Origin of the sequence: Lyngbya aestuarii BL J, assembly GCF_000478195.2 — a bacterium.
Classification (GTDB): domain Bacteria; phylum Cyanobacteriota; class Cyanobacteriia; order Cyanobacteriales; family Microcoleaceae; genus Capilliphycus; species Capilliphycus aestuarii.
The window spans coordinates 13637-29712 of record NZ_AUZM01000071.1 but is presented as its reverse complement, the minus strand read 5'-3'; the positions used below and the strand labels follow the sequence as shown (position 1 = coordinate 29712).

General features: G+C 41.6%; 16 protein-coding genes. 7 read left to right on the top strand and 9 right to left on the bottom strand.

The genetic code is table 11. The annotated features are described in order from the left end of the window. Positions 1-419 (top strand): PEP-CTERM sorting domain-containing protein (locus tag M595_RS22315; protein ID WP_023068726.1); only part of this gene is annotated, 419 nt, incomplete at its 5' end. A 235-nt stretch (positions 420-654) separates the two neighbouring features. Here the strand turns inward: M595_RS22315 and M595_RS22310 are convergent. Together M595_RS22310 and M595_RS22305 are read right to left on the bottom strand one after the other, a co-directional pair. Next, a complete protein-coding gene (locus M595_RS22310) occupies positions 655-1599 on the bottom strand; it encodes an SPFH domain-containing protein (RefSeq protein ID WP_023068732.1) in 945 nt (314 codons plus the stop codon). Between the two features lie 150 nt (positions 1600-1749). Continuing rightward, positions 1750-2187, bottom strand: coding sequence for an NfeD family protein (locus tag M595_RS22305; RefSeq protein ID WP_023068725.1), 438 nt, complete (start codon positions 2185-2187; stop codon positions 1750-1752). A gap of 165 nt (positions 2188-2352) precedes the next feature. Here M595_RS22305 and M595_RS22300 point away from each other — a divergent pair, with 165 nt between their 5' ends. Then, positions 2353-4287: a protein phosphatase 2C domain-containing protein gene (locus M595_RS22300; RefSeq protein ID WP_040484513.1), complete on the top strand. Its 1935-nt coding sequence runs from the start codon at positions 2353-2355 to the stop codon at positions 4285-4287. Between the two features lie 83 nt (positions 4288-4370). Here the strand turns inward: M595_RS22300 and M595_RS22295 are convergent, their stop codons facing one another. Further along, a complete protein-coding gene (locus M595_RS22295) occupies positions 4371-5366 on the bottom strand; it encodes a methyltransferase domain-containing protein (RefSeq protein ID WP_023068748.1) in 996 nt (331 codons plus the stop codon). Between the two features lie 187 nt (positions 5367-5553). Between M595_RS22295 and M595_RS22290 the strand changes: the two genes are divergently transcribed. Beyond that, positions 5554-8229, top strand: a complete 2676-nt coding sequence (locus M595_RS22290; protein WP_023068749.1) for a tetratricopeptide repeat protein — start codon at positions 5554-5556, stop codon at positions 8227-8229. Between the two features lie 272 nt (positions 8230-8501). Here the strand turns inward: M595_RS22290 and M595_RS22285 are convergent, their stop codons facing one another. Next, positions 8502-8705, bottom strand: a complete 204-nt coding sequence (locus M595_RS22285) for an RH3 domain-containing protein (protein WP_023068722.1) — start codon at positions 8703-8705, stop codon at positions 8502-8504. 92 nt (positions 8706-8797) lie between these two features. Between M595_RS22285 and M595_RS31280 the strand changes: the two genes are divergently transcribed. Together M595_RS31280 and M595_RS22280 are read left to right on the top strand one after the other, a co-directional pair. Further along, complete coding sequence (locus M595_RS31280; protein ID WP_023068743.1) at positions 8798-8953, top strand: hypothetical protein; 156 nt, start codon at positions 8798-8800, stop codon at positions 8951-8953. Continuing rightward, positions 8950-9156, top strand: coding sequence for a hypothetical protein (locus tag M595_RS22280; protein WP_023068736.1), 207 nt, complete (start codon positions 8950-8952; stop codon positions 9154-9156). Before M595_RS31280 ends, M595_RS22280 begins: the two co-directional genes overlap by 4 nt. A 98-nt stretch (positions 9157-9254) precedes the next feature. Here the strand turns inward: M595_RS22280 and M595_RS22275 are convergent, their stop codons facing one another. The 4 genes from M595_RS22275 to M595_RS22260 all read right to left on the bottom strand — a co-directional run bounded on the left by M595_RS22275 (position 9255) and on the right by M595_RS22260 (position 12584). Next, positions 9255-9926, bottom strand: a complete 672-nt coding sequence (locus M595_RS22275; RefSeq protein WP_040484512.1) for a type II restriction-modification system restriction endonuclease — start codon at positions 9924-9926, stop codon at positions 9255-9257. Positions 9927-9944: 18 nt separating this feature from the next. Beyond that, a complete protein-coding gene (locus M595_RS22270) occupies positions 9945-11102 on the bottom strand; it encodes a DNA cytosine methyltransferase (protein WP_023068753.1) in 1158 nt (385 codons plus the stop codon). A gap of 24 nt (positions 11103-11126) precedes the next feature. Continuing rightward, on the bottom strand, positions 11127-12047 hold the full coding sequence (gene murQ / locus M595_RS22265) for an N-acetylmuramic acid 6-phosphate etherase (RefSeq protein ID WP_023068720.1): 921 nt from the start codon (positions 12045-12047) through the stop codon (positions 11127-11129). Between the two features lie 132 nt (positions 12048-12179). Beyond that, positions 12180-12584: a DUF3110 domain-containing protein gene (locus tag M595_RS22260; protein ID WP_040484511.1), complete on the bottom strand. Its 405-nt coding sequence runs from the start codon at positions 12582-12584 to the stop codon at positions 12180-12182. A gap of 227 nt (positions 12585-12811) precedes the next feature. Here M595_RS22260 and M595_RS22255 point away from each other — a divergent pair, with 227 nt between their 5' ends. Then, entirely contained in the window at positions 12812-13930 is a 1119-nt protein-coding gene (locus M595_RS22255) for a methyltransferase domain-containing protein (RefSeq protein WP_023068751.1), read from the top strand. 348 nt (positions 13931-14278) lie between these two features. Beyond that, the gene (locus M595_RS22250; protein ID WP_023068739.1) at positions 14279-15049 is read left to right on the top strand and encodes a calcium-binding protein; all 771 of its coding nucleotides are present in this window, start codon (positions 14279-14281) and stop codon (positions 15047-15049) included. Here the strand turns inward: M595_RS22250 and M595_RS22245 are convergent. Further along, on the bottom strand, positions 15036-15938 hold the full coding sequence (locus M595_RS22245) for a peptidoglycan DD-metalloendopeptidase family protein (protein ID WP_023068723.1): 903 nt from the start codon (positions 15936-15938) through the stop codon (positions 15036-15038). The two genes, M595_RS22250 and M595_RS22245, sit on opposite strands and share 14 nt — an antisense overlap. Positions 15939-16076 lie beyond the last annotated feature (138 nt).

Genomic DNA, 16076 nt, shown 5'->3' with positions numbered 1-16076 from the left:
AAGGTCAAGGTGTTATTGATCTGGTTGCCAGCTATGATTATGTAGAAGGAATCGGTATAGATGATCCGTTTGAGTATCCAGAATTTACTCAGATTTCTAATTATATTGACGATTTTCTCGTCAATTATCCCAATGAAACGGACTTTTGGGAAATCCTCAATAAAAATCTGGTGACTGAATTATTAACTGAACCGATTCCCACAGAATTTGGCTTTGATTATCAGTTAGGAGAGGTGTTAGATTCTCTCACCGTTGACATGGGTGTTCAATCCGGTTCTGGTGATGTTTTTATTCCTCGGTCTAGCATCGTCACTGGAACATTGGTTGCTACATCTGTACCTGAACCCGGAATGGTTATCGGACTGAGTGGCATCACTCTCCTTGGAATATTGAGGAGAAAAACTTTGACTCAAAAGTAGCATCAAGCATAAATGTACAGACAATAATGCTACAGATCAATCTTTAGCTGATGTAGCAACAGAGGGCGGGTTTATATCAGTTGTTTATGGGAAATATACATTTTGACAGAACCCGCCCCTACAGTGTTTTCCATCAATTATCAATAGCAAATATTTAAGTATTGAAGATTAATCTGTAAAAAAATAGGATAGGTTTAACCTACCCCAGTCTTTAATTATAATTGAAATTTAACAACTAAAAAGGCTTGTTAAAATCAGAATTTTGTGAATTATCCCCAACAATTGATTTCATTCCTTCTAACGTGGCGGGAATACTACGCGGATCAATAAACATCACCTTGCTACTATCACTATTTCCAATTTTTGTTCCCATATCCATATAATTTTGAGCCAGTAAAAATTGCAACGCTTCTTTGGCTTTAGGATCGCTGTTGAGAACCTTGGTAATAATTTGCAGCGCTTCAGAGGTGGCGTGGGCTTTCAACACTTGAGTTTGACGTTCGGCTTCAGCTTCTAAAATCATCGCCTTTTTATGGGCTTCTGCCTCCAAAACCTGGGCTTCTGCATGACCTCGCGCACTATTAACCGCAGAATCTCGTTCCCCTTCTGATTTTAAAATCGCCGCCCGTTTTTGACGTTCTGCCGACATTTGCAACTCCATCGCATCCATAACTGCTTTCGCCGGACAAATATCACGCAACTCTACCCGAGTCACTTTCACCCCCCAAGGATCTGTGGCAATATCGAGATCTCGCAACAACATTTCATTGACTTCTGTACGGGCGGTAAATGTTTGATCGAGTTCTAGTTGACCCATTTCTGAACGAATTTGAGTGCGGACTAAATTCTCCATCGCTGCTTGCAAATTATTGACTTTGTAGCACGCTTTTTCTAAGTCCATAATCCGCCAATAGACCACCGCATCGACACTGATCGAAACATTATCACGAGTAATACACTGTTGGGGGGGAATATCTAAAACCTGTTCTCGAACGGTTTCTTTGTACGCCATTCGATCCAAAAAAGGGACAACAAAACTCAAACCTGGCTTCAATTTTCGACCGTTATATTTCCCTAACTTTTCGACTAACGCTTCATCACCTTGATTGACAATTTTGACTGATCCGGCAAGACCAGAACCTCCCAAAGCAAGCAGGATAAGTAATACAAAGTTTTCCATTTTAAGTTTCCTCAATATTAAGTTATCTTGAACAGATTGCAATCAAAAGAAACACAAAAATATAACAAAGACTCCTCTAATTTTAGATCTACAGTTTCAAAAGATCTACTTTCGGAAATCACCAATCCTAAACAAAACCTCAAAAATTAATTATTCCGAAGCATTGAGTAACTGTTCTGAGATGACAATCAGTGTATTGCCTTCCCGTCCAATGACAATCACCCTTTGATGAGGAGCAATCGCGATTTCACTGCCATCACAACGCGCTCGCCAAGAAATCCCCTCGTACAAAACTCGACCCGTTTGACCTGGTAAAATTTCGGTTAAAGTTTCAGCTTCTTGTGCATCTTCAATGGTCGGAACTCGGCGACTCGGAAGCCATCGTCGCAAGCCAACAATTGAACCGACTGATAAAATCATCCACAGTAAAACTTGTACATTGGCATAGGGAACAATTAACGACACTCCCGCCACCGCAAGCGCACTCAATCCCATCATTAATTCTACAAAAGCCGTCGGAACAAATAATTCCATCATGCAAAGCAACACGCCAGCGAGTAACCAAAAGATTGTCGGGTTGAGTAACATAAGCGATGGGTGTGGGGGAGAACGCAGACATCAGCACCGCAGGGGTGAAGCTTAACCAATTGTTCTGTTATGCACAGTACAATTCAGAACAATCCAGCCTTGGGCTACAATCATTTTATATTGAAATTTTTCTAAGTTGAGTCCTTAAGCAATATATCTTGACTCGTGTCTTTACAAAAACTGTTCCAAATTAGCAGTGCATCGCAACCCCCGATTTACTGTCCCAACCCCACCTGTCCCCAGCCTCGCAATACTCTTGGTCGTCAAGTTTGTCAGACGTGTCAAACGCAATTGAGTTATCGTTATCTGTGGGCTGTCGGTTCAACGGCGGGTCAAATTCAGCCCGGACAAGTGGTGGGAAATCGCTATTATGTGGGTGCGCCTCAAGTTTGGCTGGATACTAAACCGGCTGTACCCCCAACAATTCCCGAGTCAATTAGCGATGTAATCTTGCCTTATTTGCACCTGTATTCCCATCGTTTACACCTTCCGGGAGTTCATGGGATTTATAACTTAGGTACGACTTCTGAAGGCGAAGAAATTTTATTATTGGATAATATTCCTACCGATTCTAAGGGGACAATTTTGCCGACAATGGCGGAAGTTTGGCCGAAAACCAAAAGTATCCGTCAGGTCTATTGGTTGTGGCAAATGTTGCAACTTTGGACACCGTTATCAGAACAAGGGGCGGCTTATAGTCTTTTAGTTAAAGATAATCTTCGGGTTGAGAGTTGGCGAATTCGATTAATACAATTGCATCAGGGAAAAGTTAAACCGACTTTGAAAGATTTGGCAGAATTTTGGTCTGCTTTTATTGAAACCGCTCAAGATGAAGTGCAGCAACCGTTGCAAAATATTTCTCAACTGATGCAAAGTTATCAGGCTTCCCTGGAAACAATTTCCGATGAATTGAACCAACTTTTATTACAACAAGCGGCTCAATTACCGTTACATTTAGCGGTTGCTGGTCACAGTGATACAGGGCCTTTGCGATCGCATAATGAAGATAGTTATTATCCCCGAAAAGTAGATTTAGAACAGATTGATAGTTATCCCCATAATCAGTTAATTCCTCATTTAAGTCTAATTTGTGATGGAGTTGGGGGTCACGAAGGCGGAGAAGTTGCCAGTCAGTTAGCGGTGAAATCAATCCAACCGTTAATTGCTACTTTTATGACCGAAATTAACGAACAAGAAGGCTTAACCCCTCCCGACTTAATTATCGATCAACTCCAAGAAATTACCCGAGTGATTAATAATGTAATTTCCGCCCAAAATAACGAACAAAAGCGCTCCCTACGTCAACGGATGGGAACAACTTTAGTCATGGCGTTACAACTTCCTCAAAAGTTAAAAACTGCCAAAAATTTAGAGTTGAAAAATGCTCACGAATTGTATATTGTTAATGTGGGTGATAGTCGCGCCTATTGGATTACTCGGGACTCTTGTCAAGCCCTCACCATTGATGATGATGTGATTACCCGAGAAGTAAAACAGGGTCGGAGTTTGTATTGGGAAGCCTCTCAACGTCAGGATGCGGGGGCATTAACTCAAGCGGTTGGTACCCGAGAAGCTGAATTTTTGCGTCCAACAGTACAGCGATTTATTATCGAAGAAGATGGTTTATTGTTGTTATGTTCTGATGGCTTAAGTGATAATGATTGGGTAGAAAAATCTTGGGCGGCTTATGCCCCGGCTGTCTTGCAAGCTGAAAAGTCTTTGGAGTCTGCTGTCGAAGGATGGATTAATTTAGCCAATACTCATAATGGTCACGATAATACTTCTGTTGTTTTAACCTATTGTGGGGTTTCTCCGCAGAAATTAATTTTGATTGATACTCCCGCTAAACCTAGTATTCCCAATGAGATTGAGTCGGAACCCACAGAAGCTTCTAAAGCGTTAATGTACGACGAAGAAGAATCGGAAAAACAACCCCAAACCACAACTTCAGGTTTGAAGAAATGGCAACAAATTCTACTGGTTATCGGGATAGCAGTATTAGTCATTGGGGGCGGTTTAGCCCTGTGGTGGCAAGTGAATCGTTCAACGGAATTTGAACCCGAAAAAGAAACCGTACAAAAAAGTTCAGTCGTCGGTTAAAAGTCGCGTAGGGGCGGGTTTATTGATGTTATTTGTTGTGATTTGTTCAAAACATAAATTCACCCCGAACCCACCCCGACAGATTAAACCTCCACCGAAACCTGTTCCCTGTTCCCTGTTCCCTGTTCCCTATCTTGCGATGAATTCGCCCGTATAGCCCGGAACATCCCAAAGCGGCAAAGTCCGGCACCAAAAGCCAACCGCATCAGCAGTAAGGTGGGTACTTCACGCACAGATTTCACAAAACCTGACAACCCAAAACCCAGCCACCCTTGAGGCCGAACAATTCCCTGCCAAATGGAATCAATCCAGGAGGGGAGGGTTTCTTGCGTCCAATCTGCGGTGCTTACCTCGCCTTCTACCAGCCCCGTTTCCGCCAACAGTTCAGAAAAGCCCTCAATACTCGAAAACGCCGGATGTGACCATTGATCGAGGAGTTGGCGCATCACGGGTTTTTCCCAAAAATTCAGAGGAATTTGACGATCATCTCGTTGGTTCCAGTCCGCGACAACTAACACGCCACCCGGTTTGAGGACTCGCAGTAACTCTTTAGCGAAAATTGCTTTATCGGGCATATGTGGCCCCGCTTCAATTGACCAAACCACATCAAAACTTTCATCGGGGAAAGACAGCGCCATCGCATCATCAACCTGAAACTTAGCGCTGAGTCCTTCTGGGGTTAATTCCTGGGCGCGTTTCACCTGTTGGGGGCTAATCGTAACACCCGTGACATCAAACCCGTAATCTTGGGCTAAAATGCGGCTACTTCCGCCGATACCGCAACCGACATCTAAAACCGTTGTATTTGGGGGTAATTTATCCAAACTTCCCCAACGGACCATTTCATGTACAAAGTCTTCTTTGGCTTTGAGAAAATCCTTTCGTTCGGGCGGTGAACCGTAATGACCGAGGTGAATATGTTCGCCCCAGTAGAACTCCAGAATACCATCTTCAGTCCATTCGTCGTAGGAATTGGCGACAGAATCAGAAGATTGATAACGACGAGCGCTGATTAGATACAATCCAATCCCTAACGTCAGGATGATGAGGAAAATCCCCAGAATGTAAAATAAACTCATTTGAAATTTAACTAAAATAACGTTCAAAAACTCAACAACTCAACATTGATTCATCTTACATCCTGCACCCTGTTCGACGTTTATTCAAATTCATTACACTCTGTCTCCACCGTCTAAAACTGCATAACTCCAACGACCCCAAAAATAAGTTAAAAGTGAAGCAACATCTACCCTAACCCAAACTCCGATGCTGAACCCGAAAGCCCTAACCCTAGCGGTGGTAATTGGTGTGTTGAGTCCCACAGTACCCACAAACGTTTTGTCTGAGTCTCCCGTTCTCGTACAAACTCAACAGCAACGTCAAGCCGAAGCCGATCGATTTTTACAGCAGGGTATTCAACAATTTAATATAAGCCAATTTCGAGAAGCGTTGCAGTCTTTCCAACAATCTTTAGAAATTTATCGGGAAATCGGTAATAGACAAGGAGAAGCGAAATCTCTGGGCAATTTGGGCAATGCTTACTGGTATTTGGGGCAGTATCAAAAAGCGATAGAATTCTATCAGCAGCAGTTAACCATTGCACGGGAAATAGGTGATCGCTATGGGGAAGCGGCTTCTCTGAACAATTTGGGCTGGGCTTACTGGAACTTATCTCAGTATCAGCAGGCAATAGAACTTCATCAGCAGTCTTTGACCATTTTCCGTGAAATCAACGTTCGCAAAGGCGAAGCCGATTCTCTGGGCAATTTGGGTCTTGTCTACCAAAGTTTGGGGAAGTATCACCAGGCAATTGAATTCCATAAACAAGCTTTAGCTATTGACCGTGAAACAGGAGATATCTATGGAAGAGTTGCTTCGTTAAATAACTTAGGCTGGGCGTATGAGAGTTTGGGACAGTATCAAAAAGCTGTAGAATACTATCAGCAATCTTTAGCCATTGCACGAGAAATTAGTTATAAGCAGGAGGAAGCTCATTCTCTCCAGAATTTAGGGTTTGTTTACACTAAATTAAGGCAGTACCAAAAAGCCATAGAAGTCTACGAGCAGTCTTTAGCCATTGCAAGCGAAATTAGTTACCCTCGTGGGAGAGCTATTTCTCTAGACGGTTTGGGCTATGCTTACCGTAGTTTAGGGCAGTATCAAAAAGCGATAGAATTCTTTCAGCAGTCTTTAGCTATTTTTCAAGAAATTGGCGATCGCGATGGGGAAGCCCTTTCTCTCAGTAATATTGGTAAAGCACTAGAACAACAAAACCAACCTGAACTTGCAATTACTTTTCTAAAACAATCTGTTAACGTTACAGAAACCATTCGCAAGGATATTCAAGGGTTATCGAGTGATTTACAACTCTCATACATCGAAACCATTGAGGGTCGATATCGTTATCTAGCTGACTTATTGTTAAAAGAAAATCGAGTTTTAGAAGCACAACGAGTCTTGGACTTACTCAAAGTTCAGGAGTTGGAAGATTACCTCAAAACTGTTCGGGGAAATGCCAACACTGCTAGCGGTTTAGAATTTTACCAACCCGAAGCCGAAATTCTCGCCCGTTACAATGAACTTCAAAAGAACGCTATAGAAGTTGGGGAAGAATTAACTCAACTGCAACAGAAACAGAATTTAACGCCCTCTGAAGAACAACGGCTGAGTCAATTGTATAACTTGCAAGAAGAAATTAACGCAGATTTTAATAATTTTGCTGATCGTCCAGAAGTCCGAAAATTAATCGAACAACTCAGTTTTGATGCGCGAGAACAAACGTTATCTCTGGGTGCGTTAGATGGTTTACGAGATAAATTAGCAGAGTTGGATGCGGTTCTGTTCTATCCTTTAATTCTAGAAGACCGTTTAGAATTAGTCATTACCACTCCCAATTCTCCTCCTTTACGACGAACTGTTGAGGTTAGCCGAGAAGAATTGTATCGGACAATTGTTCGGTTTCGTTTGGCGTTACAAGACCCAACTGTTGATGCCGTTGCACCCGCAAAAAAACTCTACAAGTGGCTGTTTGAACCCCTGGAAAATGACCTCAAAACAGCCGAGACGGAAGTGATTATTTATGCGCCCGATGGTGTGTTACGCTATATTCCGTTGGTGGCATTGCATGATGGTCAACAGTGGATCGCCCAACGTTTTCGAGTCAATAATATCACCGCCGCCTCATTACAAGAAATTGATACTCAACCCCAACCTGATCCGAGAATTTTAGCGGGAGCGTTTGCAGATCAATCTTTAATTCGTCCGGCTAAAATTGGTGAACGAAATATTGAATTTGCGGGTTTACCGTTTGCTGGAATTGAAGTGGATGGGTTGAAGGAAACTTTACCCAATACAACGGCTTATGTTGATGAAGCCTTTACTTTGGAAGCGATTAAACCGAAAATGAATGGTTATAACGTGCTGCATTTTGCCACTCATGCGGCGTTTGTTCCGGGTGATCCGTCTGAATCTTTTATTGTGTTTGGAGAAGGTGAAAATCCCACATTGCGAGATGTGGAGAATTGGTCTTTGTCGAATGTAGATTTGGTGGTGTTGAGTGCTTGTGAAACGGGTTTAGGTGGTTTTGATAACAACGGCGAACAAATTTTAGGACTCGGTTATCAATTCCAAAGTCGAGGGGCGAGGGCGGTTATTGCTTCTTTATGGCAAGTTAATGATGGAGGAACTCAACTTTTGATGAATGAATTTTACCATGCGTTGCAAGCCGGAAACAGTAAAACTGAAGCGTTACAAAACGCTCAAAATGCGTTAATTGCAGGATATTTTTCAGTCTTTGGGGGCGAAAGGGGAGGCGATGGTACAGGAGATGGAGGGTTTATTCAACGAGATCTTGCAACCGGATTACCGATTAATAATGCGAGTAATAATTTCAGTCATCCTTATTATTGGGCATCCTTTATTTTAATTGGGAATGGTTTATAAATGTTTTTGTATTTAGCCCCCCTCCGCCCCCCAATTCTGGGGAAAACCCAAAGTTTAAAGTCCCCCAAAGTTGGGGGATTTAGGGGGCGACAATACTCAGGCGTTCTCTCAACTCTGGCGGTAAATATACAGTAATCCTGTCTTTATTCGTTGGCATGACGTTATACCAAGTCCGGTTGTCAAAACCCCTTTATAAAAATTGACCCAATCCCCTTCTGTTATCAATAATCTAGGCTTTGAAAATAAGATGGATATGAGAACCGGATTTAGTATTAGATAGCGTCAGAATCTTCGATCTCGTCTAAATTGTGTTTCTCAATCAGTTTTTGCTGTTCCGGTTGAGATAGCCACAGTTCCAAAGCCTCATTAAACAGTTCAGAAATACTGGTATTTCTCAGTGCTGCTAGCGTTTTAACCAAAATCGCTACATCCTCGTCTGTGAAAACTCTAAACTCTGGTTTTCTTTTCGCACTCATCCTAAATCCTGTGTAGTATACACTTCCACATTGTCCTATACAAAATTTTACTTTCGTGGTAATGTGGCATTGTGGTAAATTGCAAGAAAGTTATGGTTATACTCACTGATGATGAAGCAGCGTTGATCAAGTCCATCCTGATTGCACTTAGACAGATTAAAGTTCGGGATATCGATCAAGCGTTCGTCATGTTGTCAAAAGGGGAAACAGCCAAAACCAAGCGCCGTCAACGGAGGTTAGAGGAATGATTGTATTAACAGACGAACAGGCTAAAGCTGTTCACCGCTTGTTAACTTGTGTTCTGTTGAATGAACCCTATCAAATCTCAGATGTAGAAGATGCGTTAGTTTGGATATCACCTGAAAACAGGCAAATTCTCTGTCCTTTTGATTCGTTGTGGTCAAAAAATTTGGCTCAAGAAATTGTTCGGGAGTTGAGAAATCGACCGTAAACTGTTGAAGTATTTTAAAAATGGCAGGGTTAATCTTGATAGAGGTTGGGTCGAGCGAAAGCAACACCCAACTTAATTTTAACTTTCGTGACTCTACTTTATGATAATCTTCCCCCCAACAAATTTTCAACTCCTAATGTATTCATCTGTGCTTGTTCAATTATTCTTCTGTACTGTAGTCTCCACTGCAAAGCATTAGAAATTGTTAGATAGCCAAGTTCGGGAGGTTGATTGATAATCCGATCTGCCAATAATTCACGTCCAATTTCATCTAAAGGTAGATTCCGTTCGTCTAAAAAAGCAATGATATCGTCTGTGTTCCCTTGACGGCGTAGAATCTCTCTTAAACCGTATGTGGTTTGATAGTCTCCCGTGCGTTCCTTTTCAACAAAAATGGCGTGTTGAAAATTCAAAGTTGCAGTCCGAGATTCGTGAATATCGAGTTTTTCATAAGCAAAAACAAGGAGATGATAGCCAAGTCCGTAGATTTTCTGACTCGCATCACGAAACGGACAGGAAGATTGAGGTTGACGAATTGAGGTTACTTTCAAATCAACTTCTAATTCGGGAAAATCAATTCCACTGGCGGCACTTCCTAATATGTATGAGTATTTAATTCCCAAATATTGATTAAATGTTTGTTCTACATAAGTTCCTACCGCCTTTCCATCGGTAATACCATACAATTGAGGAATTGCTCTAGTTCTCAACTCTTGAACGAAGTTTCCGGCTTCTATTTTGAGAAGCGATAAAGTCAGCATTCTCGTCATAATATTGATAATTTTAACTTAAATCGGTAACTTTAGTTGCTCCCAGGTTCTTGATTTAAACTTAATATTCTCCCGACCGATTCGTTGACAAATCCATTCTACACAAGCGGGAACTACTGCATTTCCATATAGCCTATATTGATCGTAAACTCTAGCAACTCGACACCAATCATCAGGAAATCCCATAAGTCGAGCATACTCTATATTGGTCAATCGTCGAAACCTATTTCCCACTTGATAACGTTCATAATGTCTAGAAGTTGATGCAGTTAGAGTTGAAGTGATCCCATTAACTCCAAAGATTGTATAGCCCAAACGTGCGCCTCCTCCTTGATTGTAAAGAATCTCCACTCCGTTACAATATCGATGCACCGATGTACTTTTTTGAATTCGTTCTCGGGTATCTGCGGTAAAATCAAACTGTGTATTTATCTCCATTTCATCTTGAAGAATATCTTTGAGTTTTTTTGAGGGTTTTTGGTCAACTAAAGGCGGAATTTGCCGGGTGTACATTTGGTTTTGATAGGCAATTCCCCAGTTATGATTTTTAGTTTGTTGTTCTAAAACAATCGGTTGAAGACCTTTTTCTAACGTTTCAACCCCCATTTCTAAAATATCACAATCTTTTTGAGTGAGTAAAAACAGCGATTTTTCAAGATTCGGGAAAAGGTTATTTGTTGTCAATTTTGTTCCGACAATAAACACGCGATCGCGATTTTGAGGAATTCCAAAATTTAGAGGATTAATCAGTCGCCATTCAATTAAATAATCTAAGGATGCTAAGGCATTTAAAATCACCCTAAAGTGATAACCTTGTTCCATTGTGAGGATTCTTTTAACATTTTCCAATACAAAATATTGAGGCTGTTTGTCTTTGATAATTTCAACAATTCGTTCAAATAACGTTCCTCGAACTAGATCTCGAATTCCTTGCTTTTTTCCCGCCGAACTAAAAGGTTGACAGGGAAATCCAGCCGTGAGAAGATCATGTTGAGGAATAATTGATAAATCAATTTGGGTAATATCTGCTAAAACCATCGAATTTTGTCCGAAATTACTTTCATAAACTCGACAACTCAACTCACTGCTATCATTCGCCCAAATGGTTTCAATATTGGCGGCTTCCATTCCCAGACGAAAGCCACCAATTCCCGCAAATAATTCAATCCCCTTCAATACAACTCTCCTCAACCGTTAAAATTAGCTGCCCGACTGACAACTTAACACCGCTTCTCGCAAATTACCCTGAAACTTTTCTAACAACTTTTCTCCGTCTTCCGCTTCTAATCCCGTCCAATAAATCAACAAAGCTAACTTCACCGACAGACCACTTTTATCTAATAAAACTCCGGCTTCTTGGCGATTAATTCCAGTTAAATCGGCGATTATTCGTAAAGCGCGATCGCGTAATTTCTGATTCGTTACCGCCACGTCAACCATTCGATTTCCATAGACTTTCCCCAACTTCACCATCACCCCAGTTGAGAGAATATTTAACGCCATTTTTGTCACAGTTCCCGCTTTTAACCGAGTTGAACCTGCAAGAATTTCCGCCCCAACTAACAAACGAATATCTACATCAACCTCAACTTTTACCTGTTCTTTGGGAACACAAGCAATAAAAATCGTCTTCGCCCCTCGCTGACGCGCCGCCTCCAACGCCCCGAGAACATAGGGAGTTGTCCCCCCGGCGGTAATTCCCACCACCACATCGAGATCCTTAACGTCCCGATGGGCAATAGCCTGTTTACCATCTTCAGTTCGATCTTCGAGATCTTCGGAACTCCGTACTAAAGCCGCAGCGCCCCCGGCGATAATGCCCTGTACCAACTCAGGAGGCGTGCAGAAGGTGGGGGGACATTCAGCCGCATCCAACACGCCCAGACGCCCGCTAGTCCCCGCTCCGACATAAAATAAACGCCCACCGTGACCCATGGCTGCTGCTATGATATCAATAGCCTGGGCGAGATGTTCTCGGGAATGGGCGATCGCCAATAATGTTTGAATATCTTCTCGATTAAATAAGTCTACCAACTCCAGAGAACTCAACTGATCTAAGTTCTGACTACTGGCATTAATTTGTTCAGTTAAAAGATGTCCTCGCGTCTGGGAATCATTCATATTTTCGCCTTTTTGCAAATTTTTGTATTTTTATCTAGAATTTTATCTAAAGTTTTAAAAAACTTCTCTCAAAAGATGCCTTGAACATTTACAGGTTTGAATTGATATCAGAAATCAAAAATCTCTATTTTTTTATAATAACCCTTCCAATCGACGTCGAATATTGTCGAGTTCATCTGAAGAATATTCTAAGTCTGACTCTGACTTTTCATCTTTTTTGTCACCCGGTTGTTCATCTTTTTTTTCAGCGGGTTGCCAATCTGTCTGTTCTACGTTACTGTCAGGAGGGACAGCCAACTCACCCGCCTGAATTAGTTGCCAGTCATAGTTAACACTGCGACAAAATTCTTTAATTTCTTCATCCTCTAGGGCTTCAACACTGGGAGTCGGAAAATCTTGAGCTTCCAGCAGGACACCGAAGCGAGTTGCATCCTCCTGTTCCTCAAACATTAGCACAGTGTTACGATCACCCATCTGGATGGTATGAATTCCTTCGTTCTCTGTTCCGGCATTAAACAGTAGTACGTATACGCGCATAGCTTCCCGACTTTGTGATAACTACTTTTCTTTCTATACTGCTCTGATGCCCGTTAGTGAACGAGCAACTCACCTCACCATACAATATCATTATTGAGGTTAAGTTTCAATTTGATCCGGTTTCAGCAGGGAGTATAATTAATTTTCGGATCAGCACGATTAATTTATGGACAACTCGCTTTCACTTTTTTCCTTCCCTTTATACAACTCTATAAAGTTATTATAATATGATTCTTAATCATTTTCAGCAACTTGATCCAGCCCTGCAAACATTCATCCAAGATCAAGTCCAATTTCCCCTCGAATTCAAGTCGATTATTAGTCCACAAGATGAAATGTATTTGTTTGCCCTCCAAAATCATCTAATTCCCGAAAAAGCTAGAATTAGATATTATTTCAATGGTCGGCGAATTTTTGATGCAGTTCGTCAGGTTGTCCAGTGGAAATTTAAAGAATTTAATCAAATCAACTCCTTTTTAGATTTTGCTAGTGGGTACGGACGTTTTACTCGATTTCTCTTGCAAGAACTTAATTGTGATCAAGTTTGGGTTTCTGATATTTACACAGATGCAGTTCAGTTTCAACAAGAAAGTTTTGGAGTCAACGGCATTATTTCAACGGTTAATCCTACCGACTATTCAGTTAACCAAAAATTTGATTGTATATTAGCGTGTTCTTTTTTTAGTCATCTTCCCGAAAAAACCTTCACACTCTGGATGAAAACACTTTATAACTTAATCCCCCCCGCCGGGATATTAATGTTTAGTGTTCATGATCGAGACTTATTACCCCCCGACTCAAAAATCAAATCCGATGAACTTTTATTTATCCCCCAAAGTGAAAGTCAATCTCTCGATGTCTATGAATATGGCACCTCTTATGTCGGCGAAGAATTTGTCACTCAAGCCGTTAAAAATATTAGTGAAGGGGAAGCAATTTGCTATCGCATTCCTCAAGGAATTTGTCGTTATCAGGATTTATATTTAGTCGCTAAACCTCCAAATCCTGAGTTTTCAACTTTACAATTTAGTCATCACCCGTGGGGACGTTTAGAACAAATTAATCTGATCGCAGAAGGTAGACTTCAGGTGAGTGGATGGGTGTCTGAAATTAATCCTGATAGTAAAATTGAAGCGATTTCTGTCTCGGTTAATAATCACAGCATTCAAACCGTACAACCGATTTCCAATTATCCTCTAGATGATCGATTATCTTGGTCGATTCAGATTAATCTTGCGAGTGTTTATCCTGAAGATGTCATCTTGATCAAAGCTATTAATACTAGAGGTTTAGAATGGGTTTTTGAAGCGGCAACTCTAGAAGTATTACTGGCTGCAACCCCCTAACATCCCAGGGCTATTTCCAAGTCGGACGAAATTTTGATTTGTAGGGAGGTGGGGAGGATATTTATTAATAAAAAGCTATTTTTCATGTTTAAAAAACCCTCACCCCAGTAACCCTGAAAATTTTTTGTTGAGAATGAAACAGCCCTGCCTAACATCCTAAAATGAATCCCCCCAATCGCAAAGCAGACAGTCGAGAGACTGTCCTAAACAGGGATGTCAAAAAAACAGCTTACTTCTAAAATTTAGAATTTTTTTAGAAACAAAAGGAACAAAAACGTATTAAAAACTATCCTGAACTTCAAGAAACCGAAGTGAACAAACATTTTAGCTGTATAACCTTAAAACCTCATGTCTAATCACACTCCAGAAATTTTTACAGACGAAATTGATACCCTATTAGGGGGTGCGGATGCCGATACTTTTACACTGCGGAACAACGGCGATCAAATCAATGTCTTATTATTAACTCCTCCCGCCACTCAAGAAGGTACTTCTCAGTCTGAAGAAATCCTGGGTACTAGCGGAAACGATAACATTTATGGTCGTCGAGGAAATGACACCTTATCGAGTTTTACAGGCGATGACTTCCTCAATGGAGAATTTGGGGATGATTTGCTCTTTGCAGGTCAAAATGATGATATCTTGATTGGAGATTCCGGTGAAGATACACTATTTGGCGATCGCGGAGAAGATACAATGTATGGCGGATCAGGAGCCGATATTTTATTTGGCAATAACGACAATGATACAGTATTTGGCGATCGCGGCGATGATACAATCTATGGGGGTCAAGGTGATGATCAACTCACCGGGGGTACAGGTAGCGACTTGCTTTTAGGCGATCGCGGAGAAGATACATTAACAGGCGTTACCGGACGGGGTAAAGGTTATACGTTTATTGAAGACTTTAACCCTCAAGAAGATACCATCCAATTAGTCGGAAACGCCGATACTTATGAGTTAGTGAATACTCAGGACTTGCAAACCAATAGTTCTGTGAGTTTACCATCAGGAACCGCCATTATTTATGAAGATTTTGATGGGTCAACAGAAGTAATTGCTGTCGTCGCCGGAAACACCTCCCTTGATCTGAGTGCTAACTATTTTAGTTTCTTCTAATACCAAGAGCCTGTTCCCTGTTTACTGTAAAATAGGGATCAGGATTTTCAGCCACCCAACCCAATTCAGAGTTATAGCGAATTTCAAAATGAAGATGAGGCTCGTCGCTATCGGGTTGTCCACTGATGCCAACCTTACCTAAAATTTCTCCAGAGGGGACGTTTTGACCCACTCTAACGGTAATCTCAGATAAGTGAGCATAACGAGTTTGTTTACCGGATTGATGATTAACCACCACTAAATTCCCATAACCCCTTCTCGCCCCGACAAAAGCAACCACACCCTCACCGACAGATAGCACAGGCGTACCAATTTTAGCAATCAAATCCACGCCACTATGAAAAACAACCCGTCCGGCAGTCGGATGTAATTGCCAGCCATAACCCATTTGTACAGAGGCTTTAGCGGGGAGGGGATAGCCAGATAACACCGCCTTTGCAGGAACGACAGGGCCACCCGGAGTCCAATTCACCCCCGGAATAAACACCAATTGGGGTTGACGTTGACAGCCATTGACTTCAAAAATCACATCCGCCTGAGCGTTATAAGCTTGAGCAATTTCCTGTAACGTACTTCCGGCAGGAATTTCCACAACAATCCCATTGTAAGGCGGAATCACAATCTCTTGTCCGACAGCGATTTGATTTTGTCGTAATATCGGATTCATCCCCAATAGCGTCGCTGGAATTAGGTTATATTGACGGGCAATGCTTTCGAGGCTTTCACCCGAACTAATGCGATGGCGCTTCAAACGAGACAAAACCGGAGGTGGACAAACATTAGTCGGAGTTTGATCTCGGATAAATAAATCGTTAGCTTCCGCAGCAGTTGCAGCTTGAAGGAGTATAACACCCGACAAGGGAATTATCCACCCCAACAAATAAGACACAAAAATACTGAAGTATGGGCAAATCATATCGGCTTTTTTTGAGCCTCATTACACTTTGAGGATAAGCGAATCAACAAACAATATTCGAGCATTGGGTCGCAAAACCCGAAAATCGAGTGATCGGATCGCGATCATTGT